Here is a 21213-nt window from a genome sequence, read left to right as displayed (position 1 = left end):
TCAGGCTCGGATGCCGTGATGCGAATGGCGATGGAAGTAAGCGACCAGCGTGTCGAGCGAATCGTCGGCGTTGTTGACGAGCAGGCGATCATCGAGCTGCGGAAACAACTCGGTGAAATAGGTCTCGCGCCTGTCGCGCCAGCGCGCATGCGCGGCCTGCTCGGCCGGCGACGAGGTGTTGATCGACACCAGCCGGCCCTGCAACGGATCGTAGGCCGTGAAGTTCGCGCGCTCGGGCAGCCTGCTGTCCCAGGGATCGTCGGCGCGCACGCCCACGGTCTGATAGCGCTGCTGCAGACCCTTCCAGCCCGTGGGCTGTTCAGGGGCCGCGGTGAATGGCCCGAACCACAGCAGGATGCTGCCCTTGGGCGCGATCGTGCGCAGGAACTGCCACGGCAGCTTGCATTCAGACGGACCGTCGAGCGGAGGCGGCTCCTGGCCGAGCAGGCGCGCTGCCGTGCGCATCACGCCTTTGTGTCCCGGCAGCGGCTTCTGATACCAGGACGTCACCGGCGAGCTGTACAGCAGTCCGACGCGGTCGCGGTTGATCGAGCCGACCAGCATCAGCAGGGCGGCCATCTCGAGCAGCGTATCGCGTCGCGTGCGGCCCGCCGAGCCGAACTGCAGCGCCGGCGAATCTTCGAACATGAAGATCAGCGCGAGCTCGCGCTCTTCGACGAACTTCTTGCGATACGGTTCGCCGAGACGCGCGGTGACGTTCCAGTCGATGTCGCGAAGATCGTCGCCCCACTGATACTTGACGACCTGATCGAACTCCATGCCGCGGCCACGGAACGACGAGCGATAGTCGCCCGTCAGGCTCGTGTTGACCGCATGGCGCACGCGCCATTCGAGCCGCCGCAACACCGCCGGCGATGCGCTCGGCAACGAGGCGGGCGCCACGGCCGGAGTCGTCGAATGGCTTGCGGTGCGAAGCACGGAATTGATCACCGGATCGCGGCTCAGGCCGCAGCCTTGGCGGATTCGGGGACCGGGGTCTTCTTGAGGATTTCGGCGAGCACCGCGTCGGCCGTCATGCCGTTGGCCTCGGCTTCATAGGTCAGGCCGATGCGATGGCGCATGACGTCCGCGAACACGGCCTGCACCATCGCTGGCGTGACGAAGTCGGAGCCCTGCAGCCAGGCCAGCGCCTTGCTCGCCTGGAACAGGCCCAGGCAGGCGCGCGGAGAAGCGCCGTAGGTCAGCGTGCGCAGGGCGCCGGCCGCGGCGCCCTTGCCGGTCGCGATGTCGCGCGTGGCGCGCACCAGCGTGACCACGTAGGCCTGGACCGACTCGGCCACGTGCACGGAGTCGACCTGCCCGCGCAGGCTCAGCAGTTCTTCGCCGCTCGACACCGCGAACAGCTCGGGCTTGCTCGTCACGTAACCCCAGCGGCGCACCATCTCGATTTCTTCCTCGACGCTCGGGTAATCGAGCAGCAGCTTGAACAGGAAGCGATCGAGCTGCGCTTCGGGCAGCGGGTACGTGCCCTCCTGCTCGACCGGGTTCTGCGTCGCCATCACGAGGAAGGGCTTGGGCAGCGCATACGTCGAGCCGCCGAGCGTCACCTGGCGCTCCTGCATCGCTTCGAGCAGGGCGCTCTGCACCTTGGCCGGCGCACGGTTGATTTCGTCCGCGAGCACGAGGTTGGCGAAGATCGGGCCCAGGTGCGGCGAGAACTTACCGTCGCCGGGCGAATAGACCATCGTTCCGACGATGTCGCTCGGCAGCAGATCGGGCGTGAACTGGATGCGCTCGAAGTTCACGCCGAGCGAATCGGCGAGCGATTTCACGAGCAGCGTCTTGGCCAGACCCGGCATGCCTTCAAGCAGCACGTGGCCGCCGGTCAGCAGCGCGATCTGCAAGCGCTCGACGATGTGCAACTGACCGAGGACGGCCTTGCCGATCTCGGTCGACAGCTTGCTGGCCCACTGCGCTCCGACGGAAGCGTTCGATACGGTATCAACTGAGGTTGCGCTCATCGGTTTCTGATGTGGTTTCGAGGCGAAGCACGAACAAGAACATGACCGGCACGAGGGCCCATGCATGCGGGAGAGAAGCGATCGAAAGCAAGGCTCATCGATCTTCTTCGGTTGGACTGATCCTAAAGATAATGAAGCGAAAACAGCGGTAGCTAATGAATTGATCCGGAGTCCGCATAACTGGAAGTTATGTGGATTGTAGCGAGAGCTCGACGGGTGGCGGCGACCGGCGGCGCTCGCTGGCAAGCCTAATCCCAAAAATGGCCTGAAGCCTGTTTTTAAATGTTTTTTTAAGACCTTTCCGAAGCACGGCACTAGCCTGGCAACAAGCAAACCAGCCAGGTAATCGCGCGTCTTTTCCGTAGCTTTACGGAGCGCGGACGCTGCGCCGGATCGGGTCCGGGCATAGTCGGCTTACGGGATCGTCAGCTGACGATCTCCAAACTTACGGGATCGTCAGCAACGCGCTAGCGCGCCGGCTTCTTGGCAGGAAGACGGACGTTGACGTGATCGGCGCCGTGATGGTGATGCGAATGCCCGTGATGATGATGAGCCTTGCTCGCGGCCACCGGCACCAGGTTCACCTTGCCGTGCTGAACGCCACGCTCGGCGATCATGCCTTCCGCCTGCTCACGCACGCGTCCCACTTCACCGCGCAGCAGCGTGACTTCGAGGCACTGATCGGCATCCAGGTGCACGTGCAGCGTCGACACCGCGAGGTCGTAGTGCGCGTGCTGGTCTTCGGTGAGCCGACGGCCGAGCTCGCGCTGGTGATGATCGTAGGTATATGACACGCAGGCCACGCATTCGCCCGAGCTCATCGTCTCGCCCAGCGCTTCCTCGCCGAGACGGTTGCGCAGCAGGTCGCGAATCGCTTCGGAGCGATTCTCGTAGCGATGCTTGCGTATCCACTCGTCGAACTTCTCGGCCAGAGAATCTTCGAGCGAGATCGTGTAGCGCTGCATGCAGAGCCTTCCGTATGGCGGAGTTGAAGTGACGGCAGCACGAATTAGACACGAGGCGCGGCCGACGTGCAGCGACCGCTGCCGACCGGGCGGTCGACCGATAACGCCCGGTTATGCCCGCCACCTCATCTTTCATTGGCGCGAGGACTGACACCGGACCCTTAATATGAAGAAGGCATAATTCTTCTTACAACCATCGCGACAATGAAAAACACCATGCAGCAGCGGCTCGTCGCAAGCTTCACGCTGGCCCATTTGGTCTGCTGCAGCGCTGCATGGGCCGGCGGAGTTCCCGTGGTCGAGCTGCCCGCCCTGCAGGTCACCGGCGAAACCACGCTCGAAGACACGGCAAGCTCGTCGACCGAAGGCTTCGTCACGGCTGATCAGCTCGCCGAGCGCCCGATATCGCGGGCCGGCGAGCTGCTCGAATTCGTGCCGGGGCTCATCGTCACCCAGCACAGTGGCGAGGGCAAAGCCAACCAGTATTTCCTGCGCGGCTTCAATCTCGACCACGGCACCGACTTCTATTCGGAGGTCGACGGACTGCCCGTCAACATGCGCACGCACGGCCACGGTCAGGGTTACGCGGACATCAATTTCATGATTCCGGAGCTGATCGGCTCGCTCGAATACCGCAAGGGCCCCTACTACGCCGACGTCGGTGATTTCGGCGCCGCGGGCTCGGCCCAGTTGCGTTATGTCGACGAGCTGCCCGCGCCGATGGCGCGCGCGACGATCGGCGAATACGGCTATCGCAGCGCACTCGTCGCGGCTTCGCCCAAGCTCGCCGGCGGAACGCTGCTGCTCGGCGGCGAAGCCACGCACTATGACGGCGCCTACGACCTGAAGCAGGACGCCGAGATCTACAAGGGCATCGCCCGCTACAACCGCGGCAGCGACGAGGACGGCTACACGCTCGGTTTCCAGGCCTACGCCATCGATTACTTCGCCCCCGACCAGATTCCGCTGCGTGCGGTTCAAAGCGGGCAGATCGATGAGCTCGGCTTCATCGATCCCACCGACGGCGGCGACGTGCGCCGCTTCAGCCTCAACGCCGAGCTGCGCAAGCCCGCCGCGCTCGGTCATTGGAAGGCCGCCGCCTACACGCTGAGCTACAAGATGCAGCTGTACTCCGATTTCACGTACTACTTCACCGACACAAACGACACCGATGCGTTGCCGGACGATCAGTTCGAGCAGTACGACGATCGCAAAGTGTTCGGAGCCAGCCTGCTGCGCTACTGGCAGCTGCCGACGCAGATTCCGATCGACATCGAAACCGGCCTGCAAAGCCGCTATGACCGCATTTCTCCGGTGGGCCTGTATCTGACCCAGCGTCGCGAGCGCACCGAGACCGTCCGCCAGGACGAGGTCAAGGAGGCGAGCATCGGCTGGTACGTGAGCAGTCGCCAGCAGTGGAGCCCGTGGTATCGAACCGAGCTTGGCGCACGAGCGGATTTCTACGACTTCGACGTCAGCAGCGATCTGGCCGCGAACTCCGGCAAGGCCGATGATCATCTGATCGCGCCCAAGGCCGCGATGATCTTCGGCCCGTTCGAGCGCACCGAGTTCTACCTCAACTACGGCGAAGGCTTTCACAGCAACGACGCACGCGGAACCACCATCACGCTCGACCCCACCGACCCGACCCATCAAACACCCGCGGATCGCGTCACTCCACTGGTGCGCGTGCGCGGAGCCGAAATCGGGCTGACCAGCGCAATGGTTCCGCACACCAAGCTCACCGCCACGCTCTGGCAGCTCAAGTCGGACTCCGAACTGGTGTACGTCGGTGACGCCGGCAACAGCGAAGCCGGGCCACCGAGCACGCGCCGGGGCGTCGAACTCTCCGCTTACTACGAGCCCCTGCCCTGGCTCGCGATCGACGCCGACTATGCGTATTCACACGGCCGGCTCGATGTTCCATCCGAGGTCCGTGCAGCAGAGGGCGATCGCATTCCGAACTCGATCGAGGACGTGATCTCGTTCGGCATCACCGTGCCGGAAACTCGCGGCTGGAGCGCCGGCCTGCGCTTGCGCCGTCTCGGCGAGGCCGCGCTGATCGAAGACAACAGTGCACGCTCCAAGCCCACCACGGTGGTCAACGCGCAAGGCAGCTATCGCTTCCTGAAGCGCTACCTGGTCTCGCTGGCCGTGCTCAACGTGTTCGACAGTGACGACAACGACATCACCTACTACTACGAATCGCGCCTGCCCGGAGAACCCGCCGAAGGCGTATCGGACTATCACTTCCATCCGGTAGAGCCGCGCGCCATACGCCTGACGATCGGCGCGAGTCTTTAAGTCGTCGCCAGCGTTCGATCTCGCTGGCCATGGCAACGAAACCCGCTACTTCGCCGCAGGCATCATCGCTGCGGCATTCTTTTTGTGCGCAGCGGGCACGTGCGACTGAACTCCGCGCAATAAAAAGCCGCGGGACCGTGGGGGCGGTCGCCGCGGCGCGGACACTGACGTCAGGGAGATAGTCAGGTGTCCTGTCGCAGACAGGAGCACATAGGGGGGATGTCCTGAGCTGCTCGCGTGAGGACTGGGGGAGTTCCTCGACGCACAGCCATTCTAACTCGGGTTTTCGTGATTGCGGTGCCGGTTTGTATCGATTGTCTACACAACTCAATACTGGCGCTTGCGCAGGCCTGCAGATGAAATTTCCTTCATCCGATTCTCATGCCGCTGCAACACAATCGAAGCATGCAAACGATCGACGAACACCCGCGACTGCCGATTCGAGCAGCGTCCGATTGGCAGGACATCGTCTTCATCTGCACCGAGTGCACGCATCGCAGTACTGATGACGAAGTTGCATCACTGCGCAAATGGCTCAAGCGCGAGCTCAAATCCCGGGGACTCAAAAAGCGCATTCGCGTCGTCGAGTGCGGCTGCCTCGACCTCTGTCCCCGGCGCGGCGTGGCGCTTGCTCGCGGAAGCGAACTCGCGACGACGCAGCACAAGAAGCTTCGGGTCCACCGCAGCGGCGACGATTCCCAGGCACTGGTCGAATGGCTGACGGCCGCACCGCCCAGCTGAAAACTCACGTGGCTCGCGGCACCACCGACTGGGCGCGGATGCGGAAAACTCGGAATTAGGAAGAGAAGCCGGACAAACCCGGCGAATCACCAGCAACCCTGGAAACCTCCGCAAGCTGCCGAAGGCGTTTCTATATTCAAAGGGTTACTGGTGGTGATGAGTGGAATCGAACCACCGACCTCAGCATTATGAGGAAGTGGTCAAAAATTGACCGAATGCGTGAGCCGACGATTCGCAATGAATCGGACTCCCAACATTCTGATATTTCAGTAGAAATCGAGTCGTAACCCGTGTGGGGCGACCGCAGCCAATTTCGACTGAAAGCTCCAGAAGGCTTCACAAAACTCCAAAAAAGTCCCGCAAGGTTTTGTGCCGAATCTACCGGATACCTTTCAGCAGATGAGAGTGGAGCGGCAATACTGGCGCCACCCGCCTTCTAGCACTTACCTCTCGGATTGCGCCAAGTAGATAGTGGCCGCACCTTGACTGTGACCTATATTTGGGTCTTTAATTGGCACTTAAGTAAGTGCCAATTATCTCTGTAAGCCCGTAAGCCCGTAGCCCGTAAGCCGATCTGACGACAAAATCGAACCCATGAACATCAATGCAATCCGTGCGGATCTGGCTGTTTCGATCAGCGAGCTGAAGAAGAACCCATCGGGCGTCATGAAGGAAGCCAACGGTCGTGTCGTGGCAGTGTTGAGCCACAACAAGCCGCAGTCCTACCTTGTCCCCGCCGAACTCTTCGAACAGCTCGATCTGGACGAACTCCTCGAAGACCTACAGCTGGCGGCTGTCGTCAAATCCCGCATGCAATCCAAAGAGCCGCCGGTGAAGGTCAAACTCAGTGACTTATGAGCTGCAGTTCCATGCGGATGCATGGAAGGAGTGGAAGAAGCTGGATGAAAGCGTCAAAGGGCCATTGAAGAAGAAGCTGGAGGCCCGCCTCGAAGAACCGCGCAATCCAAAGGCTGCGCTGCATGGCATGCCAGATTGCTACAAGCTCAAACACGGCTCGTATCGTCTGGTCTATCGGGTTTTCGACACGACGATCGTAGTGATGGTCATGGCAGTCGGAAAGCGTGAGCGCCTAGCAGCATATGACGCCGCTAGCGGTCGCCTTGACGATGACTCATCGAAGTGACATCCCGCAACAAAAGCAGCCGCCCTTTCAGCGGCTGTTTTTGTTTGCCCCCGAAACAGTTGCTTACAGGTTGCCAGCCTTAAAGATGAAAGGCGGGCTGGGCCGGCTCAATGGCCTACCGGCACGCCCGGCTGTCACGTATGGTAAAACGCAATACAGGGGCATGGGGCGATAGATGGCCGACAAGACAGTCGCTGTCAGTTTTCGCGTCTCTAAACAATTCAAGGACTTACTAAAGGTCGCCGCCGAACGAGAGCGCCGGTCTCAGGCGAACTTGATTGAAGTTTTGCTTCTGGATTACTGCGCCAAACACGGAATAACAGTCGGGGATTCTGGCGCTCGCAGCATTCGGTGAAGGTCGGGGGACCAGACCGCTTAGCTCTGTCAGTTGGGGATAGGGATGCAGATTCTGCTGTTGGGCTTCTTCGTGCTCGCTACCTTGGCGTTGGGGGTGGTGCTCGGCCAAGACCTGCTCGGCCAGCCCGGGCAGCTAGAAGCGATTTTTCGGCTATTTACAAGCCATTCCTTTGCAATCGCTTTGACGCTCTCGATTCTGGTTGCGGCGATGATCTCGGGCTTCGCTTTCGCATGGGTCTCATGGCGCCGTCGGCGCCCGATCGCGCTCCTGATTCGCTGGCTCGACGAACACGCACCCACCCCCAAAGTCTTTGCGGAAAACCGAGAGGAATTCTCGGCGAAAATTTCGACCGAACATGCTCCGCTTGAGCACGCTTGGTCAGAGTTTGGCGACACTCTGATCTACCCGGAACCTAGTCGCACCGGCGACAGTGGTGTCGTACGCAACACAGTTCGACCGTCAGCCTATTTCAACATCCAAGCAACAGTTGAAGCAGGTTTCCATCTCCCATTCTGGCAGGCGCTACCGAACTACTTTGTCGGTTTCGGGTTGCTCTGCACGTTTCTCGGGCTCGTCTCAGGCCTGCACTTCGCTGCAGGCGGTGTCGCCGATGTCGATGTGGACAAAGCGCGGGCATCCTTAAAGCTGCTGCTTGAATCGGCAACCTTCAAATTTCTCACCTCCATCGCCGGCGTCCTTGCATCTCTTGGCCTATCAATATTTGTTCGGACACAAATCCAACTGCTTCAAGGCGTTCTCGATCGCTTTTGCAATGCACTGGAGAAGCGACTGACATTCGTGGCCCCGGAGTGGGTCGCTCTGGAACAGTTACGCGAGCAACAAAAGCTGACGCTGGCCATGGAGCGGTTCAACACCGACTTCGCCGCTCAGCTCGCAGACGCTCTGGAACAACGGATGACCGAGGCGCTGACTACACCTGAAGGCAAAAACGTCTTCGTTGCGGCAATCGAGGGCCTTGGCGACACGTTTAAAGGCAACGCAGGCCAGATGGGTGTTGGCGCGCGTTGAAAACTGACCACCTCTGCTCATTGAAAATTGACCAGGGGTGGAAGCCGAGGGCGACAGCCCTCGGCGTTGTTTAATCCTATCGATTGTCAGATCGGTTCGTCGATTGCCTCCTGGGTTTTGGTCTGTTCGCGGGATTTGATGCGGGCCTTGGCGGTGCTGCTGCTGTGCCGGAATCGATAGGACTCATTGCCCGTCTCGACGATGTGGCAGTGGTGCGTGAGCCGGTCGAGCAGCGCCGTCGTGAGCTTCGGATCGACGAAGACATTGCTCCACTCGGAGAAGACCAGATTGGTCGTGATGATCACGCTGGTGTGCTCGTAGAGCTTCGAGAGCAAGTGAAACAGCAGTGCGCCGCCGGCCTGTGAAAACGGCAGGTAGCCCAGCTCGTCGAGGATCACGAGATCGAGGTGCATCAGCTGATGAGCCAGGCGGCCGGCCTTGCCGGCCGCCTTCTCTTGCTCCAGCGCATTGACCAGCTCCACCGTCGAGTAGAAGCGCACTCGTTTGCCGTGGCGAGCAATGGACTCGACGCCGAGCGACGTGGCCAGATGCGTCTTGCCGGTGCCGGTGCCGCCGATCAGCACGATGTTTTCCGCCTTCTCCGTAAAGGCCGTCGTGGAGAAGGTCATGATCTGCCGGCGATCGACCTTCGACTGCTCGAAGTCGAAGCCGGCGAGATCGCGATGGATCGGGAAACGCGCGCTGTGCATCTGGTACTTGATCGAGCGCAGCGCCCGGTCCGTGCTCTCGGCCTGCACCAGGTGCGTCAGCAGCGACTCGTAGGTGGTCAGGGCACCGGCGCTGCCTTGCTCGACCCAGTCGGCATAGCAGCTCGCCATGCCGTGCAGGCGAAGGGCTTTCAGATCCGCGATCAGATCAGTCATGGCCGATCTCCTCACGCAGGCTGTCGTAGCGACGGGTGTCGGCGATGGGCGCCGTCGTCACCGTCAGGGCGGTATCGACCGATTCGGGCGGCGGCCCTTCTCGTAATCGAGCCAGCACATTGAGCACGTGCTCGGCGCTGGGCCGTCCGGTTTCGAGCACCAGGTCGACGGCGACCAGCACCGCTTCCAGCCCGAAGACGGGGACGGACGACAGCACCTGCGCCATCACGCGGTCGCCGCCGTCGCGGCGCAGCAGGGCGCGGCTGAGCCGCTGCAGCGGCGCCGGCAGATCGGCGAAGGGCGCGCCGTTTCGCAGCGCGCCGGGCTTCCTCTCGATCAGCGGCACGTAGTGCTGCCAGTCGTAGACGACGTGATCACGATCGCTGGCGCGGACATGCTCCGCCACGATCTGCTGATCGGCGACGATCACGACGCGCTCCGGGTACAGCCGCACGCTGACGCGATACCCGGCGAGAGCGCAGGGAACGGAGTAGCGATTGCGGGCAATCGAGATGAGGCTTGTACTCGACACGCGGGCCGGGGCTTCGATGTAGCCATCGAAGGCGGTCGGCACCGGCATCAGCTGCGTTTGCTCGCGCTCCCAAGCTTCCTGGATGCTCATGCCGGGAAACTCGGGATGCGGTGCTTTGCGAGCTTCGATGCACTGCGTCGCCAGCCACACATTCAATTCGCCGAAGCTGGCGAAGCGCTGATCGGCCGCGGCCTGCCAGATGCGACGGCGCGTGTCCTGCACGCTCTTCTCGACGCGGCCTTTCTCCCAGCCCGAGGCGACATTGCAGAAGTCGGGATCGAAGAGATAGTGCGCCGTCATCGCGGCAAAGCGAGCATTGACGATGCGAGCCTTGCCGCGGCCGGGCACGCGATCCACCGCCGTTTTCATATTGTCGTAGATGCCACGGCGGGCCACGCCGCCCAGGCCCGTCAGGCAGCGCGTGTGGGCATCGAAGAGCATCTCGTGACCCTGGCTCGGATACGCCACCAGCCAGAAGGCGCGGCTGGCGCACAGCTTCATGTGTGCCAGCTGGATCTTGCGCCAGATGCCGCCGATCACCAGCCCTTCCTCGCTCCAATCAAACTGGAAGGCTTCGCCCCAATCGAAGGTCAGCGGCACGTACGCTGATCGGGCAGTAACCGCGCCGGCCTCGGCCTTCCACCGGCGCATGAATTCGGTCACCCGGCTGTAGCTGCCGGTGAAGCCTTGCTCCAGCAGCTGAGCGTGCAGCCGAAGCCCGGTGCGCCGGTCGCTGCGCGGCCGTCGCGCATCGGTCTCCAGTGCCTGGCGCAACCACTCGATGTAGCCATCGAGCTTGCGCGGCCCGGCAGGCCGCTCGTACTTCATCTCACTGCGAGGTGGCTCCTTCAGCCACTTCTTGACCGTGTTTCTCGTCAGGCTGGTCCGGCGTGCGATCTCGCTGATCGACAGGCCGTCCCGGAACCGCATTCGCCGCACTTTCGCGTACATCGCCATGGTATGCACCTCGTCTTCCTGCTGGGTCGAAACCCCGCAGGCTAATGAAGAACACCCTGGTCAATTTTCAGTGAGCAGAACCCCGTTTTGATGGTCAGTTTTCAACGCGCGGCAACAGGTGGATGAGCAGAAGCCAGTCGGGGGTCTCGTCCATTTCGTATCTTTAATTTGATACATTCGTATCATGACATTGAAGCGCCCATTAAACCGGAGATTCGCATGACTGATGAAACTGTGGACGGCATCAGCCGCCGGGATGCGCTGGGCCTCATCGGCGCCGGCGTTGCGGCTGCCGCGTTCCCTCCTGCTTCCATCGCCGAGGCCCGCCCCATGACCGCTGCCGCATTGACTCCCACCCTCACGCCCGCCTTTGCCGGGCAGCACCAGCCCAAGCCGCTCGGCTTCGATCCGGCCAAGCTGACGGGCCTCTCGGAGAAGCTGATCCGCTCGCATTGGGAGAACAACTACATCGGCTCGGTGAAGACTCTGAATCTGATCGAAGGCAGGCTCGCCGCCGCGATGCAGGACAAGGATTTCCCGCCGATCGCGTACGGCGGGCTCAAGCGCGAGGAACTGCATCGCGTCGGGTCGGTGGTGCTGCACGAGCACTACTTCGACAACCTGGGCGGCGACGGCAAGAACGGCGGCGATATCGCCAAGGCCTTGTCGCAGGTTTATGGCAGCACCGAGGCCTGGGAGGCCGAGTTCCGCCGCACGGCGATGTCGCTCGCAGGCGGCTCCGGCTGGTGCGTGCTGACCTACAACGTGGCCACCGGTGAGCTGCGCAACCAGTGGGCCTGGGACCACATGCACGGCAGCGTCGGCGGCATTCCGCTGCTGGTGCTCGACATGTACGAGCACAGTTACCACATGGACTACGGCTCGGCCGCAGCCAAGTATCTGGATGCCTTCCTGGCCAACGTGAAATGGGAGGCGGTGGATCGCCGCTTCCAGCACGCCCGCCGCTTCTCCGTCTAGCGCGCCCATGCCTGCCACGTCCGTCCCTTTTCGCGAAGCCTTCTTCGTCTGGCTCAAGATCGGCTTCATCAACTTCGGCGGGCCTGCCGGGCAGATCGCGCTGATGCACCGGCTGCTGGTGGATGAGAAGCGCTGGGTTTCGGAGACCCGGTTCCTGCATGCACTCAACTACTGCATGTTGCTGCCGGGCCCCGAAGCCCAGCAGCTCGCCACCTACATCGGGTGGCTGATGCACCGGACCTGGGGCGGCATCGTCGCCGGCACGCTGTTTATCCTGCCGGGCTTCGTGCTGATGACGCTGATCGCCATCGCCTACATGGTGTACGGCGATCTGAGCTGGATGCAGGGCCTGCTGTTCGGCCTGCAGGCGGCGACGCTGGCGATCGTGATCGAGGCCGTGGTCCGTGTCGGCAAGAAGGCACTCAAGCACCGCGCTCTGTACTGTCTCGCCGCCGCGGCGTTCATCGCGATCTTCGCGTTCGGCATCCCGTTCCCGCTGATCATCCTGGCGGCAGCGCTGATCGGCCTGGCTGGCGTGCGGTGGGCGCCGTCCATCTTCCGGCCCAAGGCGAAAGCCGGTGGCGTCGGCGAGGATGAAGACCTCATCCCCGAGCATGCGCATCCCAGCCGGAGCTGGACCTTGCGCATCCTGCTCTCGGGCGCCGCGCTGTGGGGGCTGCCGATCCTGCTGCTGTTCGTCACGCTGGGCGCGCAGCATGTGTTCACGCAAGAAGCGGTGTTCTTCAGCAAGATGGCCGTGGTCACGTTCGGCGGCGCCTATGCGGTGCTGGCCTACATGGCGCAGCAGGCGGTGGAGCGCTACGGCTGGCTGATGCCGGGCGAGATGGTGCAGGGCTTGGCGCTGGCGGAGACCACACCGGGACCGCTGATCCTCGTGCTGACTTACGTCGGTTTTCTGGGCGCCTATCGCGATCCGGGTGCGCTGCCGCCACTGCTCAGCGGCATCCTGGGCGGGGCACTTTCTACCTGGGTGACGTTCGTGCCGTGCTTCCTGTGGATCTTCCTCGGCGCGCCGTACATCGAGCGCTTGCGCGGCAATGTCTGGCTCGGCGCAGCACTCACCGCCATCACGGCAGCGGTGGTCGGCGTCATCCTCAACCTCTCCATCTGGTTCGCCATCCACGTGCTGTTCTCTCAGGTCGGCGAGTTCCGATTCGGGCTGCTGCATCTGCCGCTGCCAAAGCTGGAATCACTCAACGTCGTGGCGATGGGGCTGGGCGCTGGCGCCATGGTGGCCCTGCTCAGGCTGCATGCGAACCTGATGTTGATTCTGGCGGCGGCCGCGGGGCTCGGCGTGGCGGCGAAGATGCTGGGCTACGCCTAGTCGTCGGCAGGCGTCGGGGAGCAGAGCGCAACGGCAGCCTGCTCCGCAACGGGGTCGAAGGCTAGTGAAATTTACCCGCCACCCCGGACTGGACATATCCTATCCCCCCCCATAGGATATACGCATGTCAGTTCATACCTCTCATCCCGAGATCATCAAGCGCCTCAAGCGCGCCGAAGGTCATCTGAAACGAATCGTTTCGATGATGGAGGAAGGGCGCGCCTGCGTGGATGTCGCCCAGCAGCTTCATGCGGTCGAGAGCGCAGTTGCCAGCGCCAAGAAGGCGCTGGTCCACGATCACATCGACCACTGCCTGGAGCATGCGATCCGCGAAGGCGGCAGCTCCACCGACCAGAACATTCGTGAATTCAAAGAAATCACAAAGTACCTCTGATTCGCTTCGATGACCGAATTCTCGACACTGCTACAGCAGGGCAACGCCTGGCTCTTCGTGCCCAGCGCCATCCTGCTGGGCGCTTTGCATGGCCTGGAACCGGGCCACTCAAAGACCATGATGGCAGCCTTCATCGTCGCGGTCCGCGGCACCGTCGGTCAGGCCGCGCTGCTGGGGCTGTCGGCGACCTTGTCACACACTGCGGTGGTCTGGGCGGTGGCGCTGCTGGGCATGTACTTCGGCCGCCAGTGGAGCGCCGAGACAACAGAGCCTTACTTCCAGCTTGCGTCGGCGGCGCTCATCGTCGGCATCGCCAGCTGGATGCTGTGGCGGACTTGGCGTGAGCAGCGCGAAAGTGCCCACACTCACGACCATCCACACGACGACGATAAAGTCATCGACACCGGTCACGGTACGATTCTGCTCGAAGTCTTCGAAGACGACGTGCCGCCGCGGTTTCGCCTTTTCGTCCAGACCGGCCACGCCTGGGCTGCCGAGGACGTGACGATCGAGACCGTGCGCCCCGACGGCGCGCGTCAGAGTTTTGGCTTTGTCTCGCGAGACGGCTACGTCGAATCCATCGACGAGATTCCGGAGCCGCACCAGTTCAAGGCCGTGGTCCGGCTCGGGCATGGCGGGCACCAGCACGACTACGAGGTCGCGTTCACTGAACATGATCACGGCCACGAACATGCCGCGCTCGAAGGCGTCGAAAACCTGTCGCAGAGCTATCAGGATGCGCACGAGCGTGCCCATGCGCAGGACATTCAGAAGCGCTTCGCCAACCGCACGGTGACGACGGGCCAGATCGTGATGTTCGGACTGACGGGTGGGCTGATTCCCTGTCCGGCTTCGATCACGGTGCTGCTGTTGTGCCTGCAGCTCAAGGAGGTCACGCTCGGCGCGGCGCTGGTCCTGTGCTTCAGCATCGGACTGGCGATGACGATGGTCGTCTCGGGCTCACTGGCCGCGCTGAGCGTTAGACACGTGTCGAAGCGGTGGACCGGCTTCGGGGAATTCGCCCGCAAGGCACCGTTCTTCTCGGGGTCACTGATCCTGCTGGTCGGACTTTATGTAGGCTATAGCGGCTGGCAGACTCTGCCGGCCGGATGATGGAGAGTTAGAGAGCGCCGCCATGCTGGAACGTTTGCGCAAAGGTCGCGGAGTGCTGCTGTGGATCGCCATGCTGGTCATGGTGATTCGCATCGGCGGCCTGCACGCGCACGCCGACGTGCCAGCCTCGCTCGAAAGCGCCATCGGCATGCAGGGACACTTCAACACGTCCGCCTTCGATGCCGGCGATGATCATGACCATGACCACGGTTATGCCCATCAGGAGGACTCCAGACACGTGGATGTGGAAACGGTCGGTGCATCCGATCGCCATCATCCGCGTGCCGGATTCGATCTCGACCTGCCGCTGATCTTCATCGGGGCTCTCGCCCTAGTGCTGGCTTTGCCAGCACCGCTGAGCCTGCGTCCGCCCCTGCGAACGCTATCGCGAAGTTCAAAGCCGATTCATCTCCGGCCGCTGCTGCGCGGCCCTCCTGCATTTCCGTGACCTGAACGCCCGGCGCTGACGCGCCGGCATCCGGGCCTGAGCCTTTGCGCTCGGCTCTCGTTACGGAGATTCCCGATGTCTGCTGTTCGTCACCAGCCTCGGCTGCGCGTTGCTTTGCCTTCCTTTCCGCTCTCGTTCTGGCCCTCCGATCGGGTCGGGATCGACGTGCTTTCTCCAATCCCGACGCTGGCCTCCGCGCGCTCGCGCCTTGGCCGTCGATCCGTTCGCGTTGTCCGGCCGAAAACCATGACCAAACCCCTTCTGTCCCTCGCTCTCTCCGCCGCGCTTTCGGCGTTCGCATCCGTCGCTGTTTCGGCCGAGGCGAACTCCCGGTTCGCCGTGCCCGAAGCACAGATCAAGGCGCTGGGCATCACCACCGTTGGTCTGCAGACCGGCGAAGGCTCGGTGCGCAAGAGCTTTCCGGCGCGCATCCGCGTCCCACCGAACGCCGAGCAGATCGTCAGCTCTTCGGTCGCCGGCATGGTCAAGCAACTGCTGGTCGAGCAGAACCAGACGGTGAAGGCGGGCGAACCGCTGCTGCGCCTGGCCAGCCCCGAGTTCGGTCAGTTGCAGCTGACGCTGTTGCAAGCGAGCGCGCAGGCTACGCTGGCGCGCCAGAGCGCGCAGCGTGAGAAACAGTTGTTCGAAGAAGGCATCGTCGCCCAGCGTCGCCAGCAGGAATCGCAGGCTGCATTGAGCGAAGCCGAAGCGACGCTCAAGCAAGCCAAGGCGGCGCTGCGCCTGAGCGGCATGCCGGCCGCTGCCATCGAGCGCGTGATCGCGTCGGGTACGCCGCAAGACGAGCTGACGTTGGTCTCCGCGGTCAGCGGCATCGTCGTGGAAGTCGATGCCAAGCTCGGCGAGCGCGTCGATGCGGCGAGCGCATTGATGCGCGTGGTGCAGCCCAACCTGCTGTGGGCCGACATCCAAGTGCCGGCGAGCGACAACGCCGGCTGGCCGGTTGGAACGCCGATCAGCCTGAAAGGCCGCACCGCGACGGGCCGCGTGCTCAGCAGCGGAGCGACGGTCTCGGCCGACAGCCAGACGATTCTCGTGCGCGCGCAGATCGACGGTGCAGCAACCGATCTACGGCCGGGCGAAGTCGTCGCGGCCGAGTTGCCGGTGGGCACGGGCAAAGGTGGTTGGGAATTGCCGCTCGCCGCAGTGGCGCATGACGGCGACAAGACCGTGGTCTTCGTCCGCACCAAGGACGGCTTCGACGCGCGACCCGTCACGGTTTCCGCCAGCGCCGGTCAGCGCGTGCGCGTGGATGGTCCGCTGAAAGCCGGTGAAGCCGTCGCCGTCACCAGCGTCGTGGCGCTCAAGGGCGCCTGGCTCGCCAGTCAGGAAGCCGAGTGATGCTCACGCGACTCATACAGTTCTCCCTGGCCCAAAGGCTGTTCGTACTGATCGCGACGCTGATCGTCGCCGGTGCGGGTTGGGTGGTTTACACAGGCCTGCCGATCGACGCGTTCCCGGACGTGTCGAGCACGCAGGTGAAGATCATCATGAAAGCCCCCGGCATGACGCCGGAGGAAATCGAAAGCCGCATCGGCGTGCCGATCGAAGTCGAAATGCTCGGCATTCCGAAGACCAAGATTTTGCGCTCGGTCACCAAGTACGGCCTGGTCGATGTGACCTTGGATTTCATCGACGGCACTGATCTCTATTGGGCGCGTCAACAGGTCGCCGAACGACTGAGCGGTCTCACGGAAAGCCTACCGTCCGGCATCACCGGCGGCATGGCGCCGGTGACTACGCCGCTGGGCGAGATGTTCATGTTCACGGTGGAAGCCGACAGCATGTCGCTGGCCGAACGCCGCAGCCTGCTCGACTGGGTCGTGCGCCCGGCGCTGCGAACAGTGCCCGGCGTGGCCGACGTGAACTCGCTCGGCGGTGTCGTGCGTGCCTTCGAGGTCGTGCCTGATCCGGTGCGCATGGCGGCGGCCGGCATCACGGTCGCGGACCTGCGCGAAGCTATCGAGTCGAACAACCGCAACGATGGCGCGGGTCGCCTGGGTGAAGGCGATGAAGTGCTGCTGGTGCGCGCCGAGGGCAGCATCACCTCGCTGGAAGATCTGCGCGGCATCGTCGTGACGTCGAAGGACGGTACGCCGGTGATGGTCGGCAACATCGCCGAAGTGCGCATCGGCACCGTCACACGCTATGGCGTGGTCACGCAGAGCGGCAAGGCTGAAGCTGTACAAGGTCTGGTGCTGGGTCTGGCGGGCGCCAATGCGCGCGAAGTCGTCGAAGGCGTCAGGAAGAAGCTCGACGAGCTGCAACCGACCTTGCCGCAAGGCGTCACGCTGGTGCCCTTCTACAACCGCGCCTCGCTGGTCGACAAGGCCGTCGGCGCGGTGTCGAAGGCCCTGCTCGAAGCGACCGTGCTGGTAATCGTGTTGTTGGTGCTGTTCCTGGGCAACCTGCGTGCGGCGCTGACCGTGGCGCTGGTGCTGCCGCTGGCGGCGCTGATCACCTTCATCATGATGCGGCTGTTCGGCATGTCGGCCAACCTGATGAGCCTCGGTGGCCTGGCCATCGCCATCGGCATGCTGGTCGATGCGGCGGTCGTCGTCGTCGAGAACATCGTGCAGAGGCTTGCGACGGATGAGACCGGCGGCAAGCGTCCACGCTTGCACATCATCTATCGCGCGGTCCGCGAAGTCGCTGCGCCGGTGACCTCGGGCATCCTGATCATCATCACGGTGTTTCTGCCGCTGCTGACCTTGCAGGGCCTTGAAGGCAAATACTTCGTACCCGTTGCGCTGACCATCGTGTTCGCGCTCGCCGGCTCATTGGTGCTGTCGCTGACGGCGATTCCGGTGCTGGCGTCGTATCTGCTGCGCGAAGTCAGCCACGAAGAGCCCTGGCTGCCGCGCAAGCTGCTCGGTTTCTACGAGCCGATCCTGGCCTGGGGCCTGCGCAGTCAGAAGATCGTCGCGATCACCGCCGTCGGGCTGCTGGTCGCGGCGGGTGTCGTCTATTCGCTTGTCGGCAAGACCTTCCTGCCAACAATGGATGAGGGCGACCTGATCGTCGGCATCGAGAAGCTGCCGTCGGTGAGTCTGGAGCAGAGCGCCGCGCTCGACATGAAGATTCACCAAGCCATCATGAAGGCGATTCCGGAAGTCACCGGCATCGTCGCACGCGCGGGTTCGGACGAAATCGGCCTCGACCCCATGGGCCTCAACCAGACCGACACTTACCTGTTGCTCAAGCCATCGAAGGAATGGCGCATGAAGAGCAAGGAGGCGCTGATGGACGAGGTGCGCAAGGTGCTCGACCCGATGCCGGGCATCGAGTACAGCTTCACCCAGCCCATCGAGATGCGTGTGTCCGAAATGATCATCGGCGTGCGCGGCGACCTGGCAGTGAAAATCTTCGGTCCCGATCTTGACCAGCTAAATGCTTTCGCCGGCAAGATCGTGGATTTGCTCAAGACCGTACCGGGCAATCAGGACGTATACACGGTGCAGAACGAGGGTGTTCAGTACCTGCGCGTCGCCGTGGACCGTCTCGCTGCGGGCCGCTTCGGTCTCAACGTCGAAGAGATTCAGGACGCGCTTCGACTACAGATCGAAGGCCAGCGTGCAGGCGTGGTGATCGAAGGCAATCGCCGCACGCCCATCGTGCTGCGCGCCAGCGACGATGTGCGCGTATCGCCGGCCGAGTTCGGTGCGGTGCGTATCACTGCGCGTGACGGGACAACGATGCCCTTGAGCAGCGTCGCCAAGCTGGAGCGTGCAGCCGGCCCTGTGAAGATCGATCGCGAGATGGGCAGCCGCTACAGCGTGGTGATCGCCAATGTCGCCGGCCGCGATCTCGTCGGCTTTGTCGAAGAAGCTAAGGCGCTGGTCGCGAAGAACGTGCAACTGCCGTCGGGCTATCGCATCGCCTGGGGCGGACAGTTCGAGAATCAGCAGCGTGCCGCGGCGCGTCTGGGTGTGGTTGTGCCGGTGGCGCTGGGCATGATCTTCATCCTGCTGTTCGCGACCTTCGGGTCGGTGAAGGAAGCGGTGCTGATCCTCAGTAACATTCCGTTCGCGCTGGTGGGCGGCATCTTCGCGCTGTGGATCACCGGCGAGTACGTGTCGGTGCCGGCCTCGGTGGGCTTCATCGCGCTGCTGGGTATTGCAGTGCTCAACGGCGTGATGCTGGTGAGCTACTTCAACCAACTGCGAGCCGAGGGCCTGAGCCCCATCGACATCGTCACCAAGGGTGCCGAACGACGCCTGAGGCCCGTGCTGATGACCGCGTCGATCACGGCTTTCGGCTTGATCCCCCTGCTGTTCGCTACCGGCCCGGGCTCTGAAATCCAGCGCCCTCTTGCCATCGTCGTCATCGGCGGGCTGATCACTGCTACTGCACTGACGCTGATGGTGCTGCCCATTCTCTATCTGCGCTTTGTCGCGACGAAGCGGGAGTCTTCCAATGTCTGATGTTCTATTGACGCTGTTGTCGCCGCCGAGCCTGGAAGAGGCTTTGCTGGATCACCTGCTGCTGTCTCCCGACGTGAAAGTGTTCACCAGCGCACCGACGGCGGCACATGGTCTGGCTTTCGGGCTCCTGAGTTCCAACGAGCAGGTGCTCGGCCGCACGGACGCGGTGCAGGTACAGGCGGTGCTAGAGCACGGCCACAGCGCGGCGCTGCTAGGCGAGCTGCGGCAACGCTACGCTGGAGCCGGGCTGCGCTACTGGCTGGCGCCGGTGCTGGAATCGGGAGACCTGCAATGAGCGGGCGCTCCATTTTTCGGCTAAGCCTGTTCGCAGTGGCGCTGCTCAACGCCACGCAGTCGAGCGCCATCACGCCGCAGCCCGCACCTGGGCTGCTGCCGACGGAACAGGCACGGCCGCTGCTGGAACAGGACCCCGGCGTGCTTGCGGCACGCGCCGGTCTGACCGCGGGTGAAGCGGAGCGGCGTGCCCTAAGAGCTTCGCCGTATGACTTTAACGCCAAGATGACAGGCCAGCAGCGCGACGTGCGTGGCTCGGACAAGTACGACGAATGGATGGCCGGTATCGAGCGGCCTATCCGGTTGCCCGGCAAGGCCACTGCTGATCGCCAGCTCGGCGAAACCACGGTCGAGTGGGCCGAGGCGAATGTCGGTGAAGCCCTGCACGAGTCGGCGCGAACACTCGTGAGCCTTTGGGTGGACTGGCTCGCCGCCGAGAAGGCGCGCGAACTCGCGAGCGCCAGCCTCGAATCCTTCGGGGGCAGCCTGGCCGCGGTGGAAAAGCGCGTGCGTGCGGGCGACGCCTCGCGGCTGGAACTCGGTACCACCAAGGCCGAGCTGGTCGAGCAACGGCGGCTGGAGAACGAGGCCCGCGTCGCGGCCGACACCGCCTGGACGCGGCTGTCGGTTCGTTTTCCCGGCGTGGAGCGGGCACCGCAGCCGCTGCCCGCGGTGAGTCCGTTGGACGCCGATGTCGCCGGCTGGACCCAGCGCATCAAGGAGCAGAGTGACGAACTCAAGCTTGCGCTGCTATCCGCCGAGAAGGCCAAGGCGATGGCGGCGCGTGCCAAGGCCGAGCGGTTCTCCGATCCCACACTGGGGGTCTTCACCGCCTCGGAAGTCGGCGGGCGCGAGCGCTACACCGGCGTCTCGGTGTCGCTGCCGTTCGGCATGCCCGGCGGCTATCGCAGTGCCGTGGCGGCGCGGGCGAGTGCGGATGCGGAGACGTCGGCGCAGCAGGCCGAACTGGCGGTACGCGAGTTCGACGCGGAGATCGCATCGGCTTTCGTCGAAGCGCGTGGTGCCTACGACTCCTGGCTCATCGCGTCGGAAGGCGCGAGTGCGATGGCGGAGAACGCAGCGCTGACGGAACGGGCCTATACCCTGGGCGAAGCCGGACTGCAGGACCTGTTGATCGCGCGGCGTCAGGCGGCGAGTTCGGCATTGAGTGCGCTGCAAGCGCAGGCGGCGGCGTTGAAGACGTACTACACGCTGGTGGTCGATGCGCATTGGGTGTGGGACCTCGACCACGAGTAGAGAGAAGCATGGGCATGGCAGCCGCGTGGGCTGCCATGCCGACATG

General features: G+C 63.2%; 19 protein-coding genes. 14 read left to right on the top strand and 5 right to left on the bottom strand.

The features are described from left to right. From AC3WUM_RS15060 to nikR, 3 genes are all read right to left on the bottom strand, one after another. Window positions 1-903, bottom strand: a complete 903-nt coding sequence (locus AC3WUM_RS15060) for a DUF58 domain-containing protein (protein ID WP_492411157.1) — start codon at window positions 901-903, stop codon at window positions 1-3. Between the two features lie 59 nt (window positions 904-962). Further along, window positions 963-1982: an AAA family ATPase gene (locus tag AC3WUM_RS15055; protein WP_492411156.1), complete on the bottom strand. Its 1020-nt coding sequence runs from the start codon at window positions 1980-1982 to the stop codon at window positions 963-965. 467 nt (window positions 1983-2449) lie between these two features. Then, a complete protein-coding gene (nikR, locus tag AC3WUM_RS15050) occupies window positions 2450-2947 on the bottom strand; it encodes a nickel-responsive transcriptional regulator NikR (protein ID WP_492411155.1) in 498 nt (165 codons plus the stop codon). A 204-nt stretch (window positions 2948-3151) separates the two neighbouring features. On the opposite strand from nikR, the gene AC3WUM_RS15045 reads away from it, so the two are divergent. The 5 genes from AC3WUM_RS15045 to AC3WUM_RS15025 all read left to right on the top strand — a co-directional run bounded on the left by AC3WUM_RS15045 (window position 3152) and on the right by AC3WUM_RS15025 (window position 8523). Then, window positions 3152-5251: a TonB-dependent receptor gene (locus tag AC3WUM_RS15045; protein ID WP_492411154.1), complete on the top strand. Its 2100-nt coding sequence runs from the start codon at window positions 3152-3154 to the stop codon at window positions 5249-5251. A 405-nt stretch (window positions 5252-5656) separates the two neighbouring features. Further along, window positions 5657-5992, top strand: coding sequence for a hypothetical protein (locus AC3WUM_RS15040; RefSeq protein WP_492411153.1), 336 nt, complete (start codon window positions 5657-5659; stop codon window positions 5990-5992). 600 nt (window positions 5993-6592) lie between these two features. Beyond that, complete coding sequence (locus AC3WUM_RS15035; RefSeq protein ID WP_492411404.1) at window positions 6593-6850, top strand: type II toxin-antitoxin system prevent-host-death family antitoxin; 258 nt, start codon at window positions 6593-6595, stop codon at window positions 6848-6850. Further along, the gene (locus tag AC3WUM_RS15030; RefSeq protein ID WP_492411152.1) at window positions 6840-7136 is read left to right on the top strand and encodes a type II toxin-antitoxin system RelE family toxin; all 297 of its coding nucleotides are present in this window, start codon (window positions 6840-6842) and stop codon (window positions 7134-7136) included. Before AC3WUM_RS15035 ends, AC3WUM_RS15030 begins: the two co-directional genes overlap by 11 nt. 400 nt (window positions 7137-7536) lie before the next feature. After that, complete coding sequence (locus AC3WUM_RS15025; RefSeq protein WP_492411151.1) at window positions 7537-8523, top strand: hypothetical protein; 987 nt, start codon at window positions 7537-7539, stop codon at window positions 8521-8523. Window positions 8524-8609: 86 nt separating this feature from the next. On the opposite strand, the gene istB is transcribed toward AC3WUM_RS15025, so the two are convergent. Both istB and istA read right to left on the bottom strand, forming a co-directional pair. After that, window positions 8610-9407 carry an IS21-like element helper ATPase IstB gene (gene istB, locus AC3WUM_RS15020; RefSeq protein ID WP_492411150.1) on the bottom strand — a complete coding sequence of 266 codons (798 nt, stop codon included), beginning with the start codon at window positions 9405-9407 and terminating at the stop codon, window positions 8610-8612. Continuing rightward, window positions 9400-10896 carry an IS21 family transposase gene (istA, locus tag AC3WUM_RS15015; protein WP_492411149.1) on the bottom strand — a complete coding sequence of 499 codons (1497 nt, stop codon included), beginning with the start codon at window positions 10894-10896 and terminating at the stop codon, window positions 9400-9402. Before istA ends, istB begins: the two co-directional genes overlap by 8 nt. A gap of 219 nt (window positions 10897-11115) precedes the next feature. Between istA and AC3WUM_RS15010 the strand changes: the two genes are divergently transcribed. The 9 genes from AC3WUM_RS15010 (at window position 11116) to AC3WUM_RS14970 (ending at window position 21167) form a co-directional block, all read left to right on the top strand. Beyond that, window positions 11116-11874, top strand: a complete 759-nt coding sequence (locus AC3WUM_RS15010) for a superoxide dismutase (protein WP_492411148.1) — start codon at window positions 11116-11118, stop codon at window positions 11872-11874. A gap of 7 nt (window positions 11875-11881) precedes the next feature. Next, on the top strand, window positions 11882-13219 hold the full coding sequence (gene chrA / locus AC3WUM_RS15005; RefSeq protein ID WP_492411147.1) for a chromate efflux transporter: 1338 nt from the start codon (window positions 11882-11884) through the stop codon (window positions 13217-13219). Window positions 13220-13343: 124 nt separating this feature from the next. Next, window positions 13344-13613, top strand: a complete 270-nt coding sequence (locus AC3WUM_RS15000) for a metal-sensing transcriptional repressor (RefSeq protein ID WP_492411146.1) — start codon at window positions 13344-13346, stop codon at window positions 13611-13613. Between the two features lie 9 nt (window positions 13614-13622). Beyond that, window positions 13623-14726, top strand: coding sequence for a nickel/cobalt efflux protein RcnA (locus AC3WUM_RS14995; RefSeq protein WP_492411145.1), 1104 nt, complete (start codon window positions 13623-13625; stop codon window positions 14724-14726). Between the two features lie 22 nt (window positions 14727-14748). Further along, window positions 14749-15174 carry a hypothetical protein gene (locus AC3WUM_RS14990; RefSeq protein WP_492411144.1) on the top strand — a complete coding sequence of 142 codons (426 nt, stop codon included), beginning with the start codon at window positions 14749-14751 and terminating at the stop codon, window positions 15172-15174. A 246-nt stretch (window positions 15175-15420) separates the two neighbouring features. Next, complete coding sequence (locus tag AC3WUM_RS14985) at window positions 15421-16533, top strand: efflux RND transporter periplasmic adaptor subunit (RefSeq protein WP_492411143.1); 1113 nt, start codon at window positions 15421-15423, stop codon at window positions 16531-16533. Next, the gene (locus AC3WUM_RS14980; RefSeq protein ID WP_492411142.1) at window positions 16533-19616 is read left to right on the top strand and encodes an efflux RND transporter permease subunit; all 3084 of its coding nucleotides are present in this window, start codon (window positions 16533-16535) and stop codon (window positions 19614-19616) included. The genes AC3WUM_RS14985 and AC3WUM_RS14980 overlap by 1 nt, the downstream gene beginning before the upstream one ends. Further along, window positions 19609-19911 (top strand): DUF3240 family protein, encoded by a 303-nt coding sequence (locus AC3WUM_RS14975; RefSeq protein ID WP_492411141.1) that lies wholly within the window; start codon window positions 19609-19611, stop codon window positions 19909-19911. The genes AC3WUM_RS14980 and AC3WUM_RS14975 overlap by 8 nt, the downstream gene beginning before the upstream one ends. Beyond that, window positions 19908-21167, top strand: a complete 1260-nt coding sequence (locus AC3WUM_RS14970) for a TolC family protein (RefSeq protein WP_492411140.1) — start codon at window positions 19908-19910, stop codon at window positions 21165-21167. Before AC3WUM_RS14975 ends, AC3WUM_RS14970 begins: the two co-directional genes overlap by 4 nt. Window positions 21168-21213 lie beyond the last annotated feature (46 nt).

The sequence above is a fragment of the Hydrocarboniphaga sp. FW305-C-57 genome (assembly GCF_058783045.1).
Note: the sequence above shows the minus strand (reverse complement) of the source record. Positions and strands in the feature narration are given on the sequence as shown.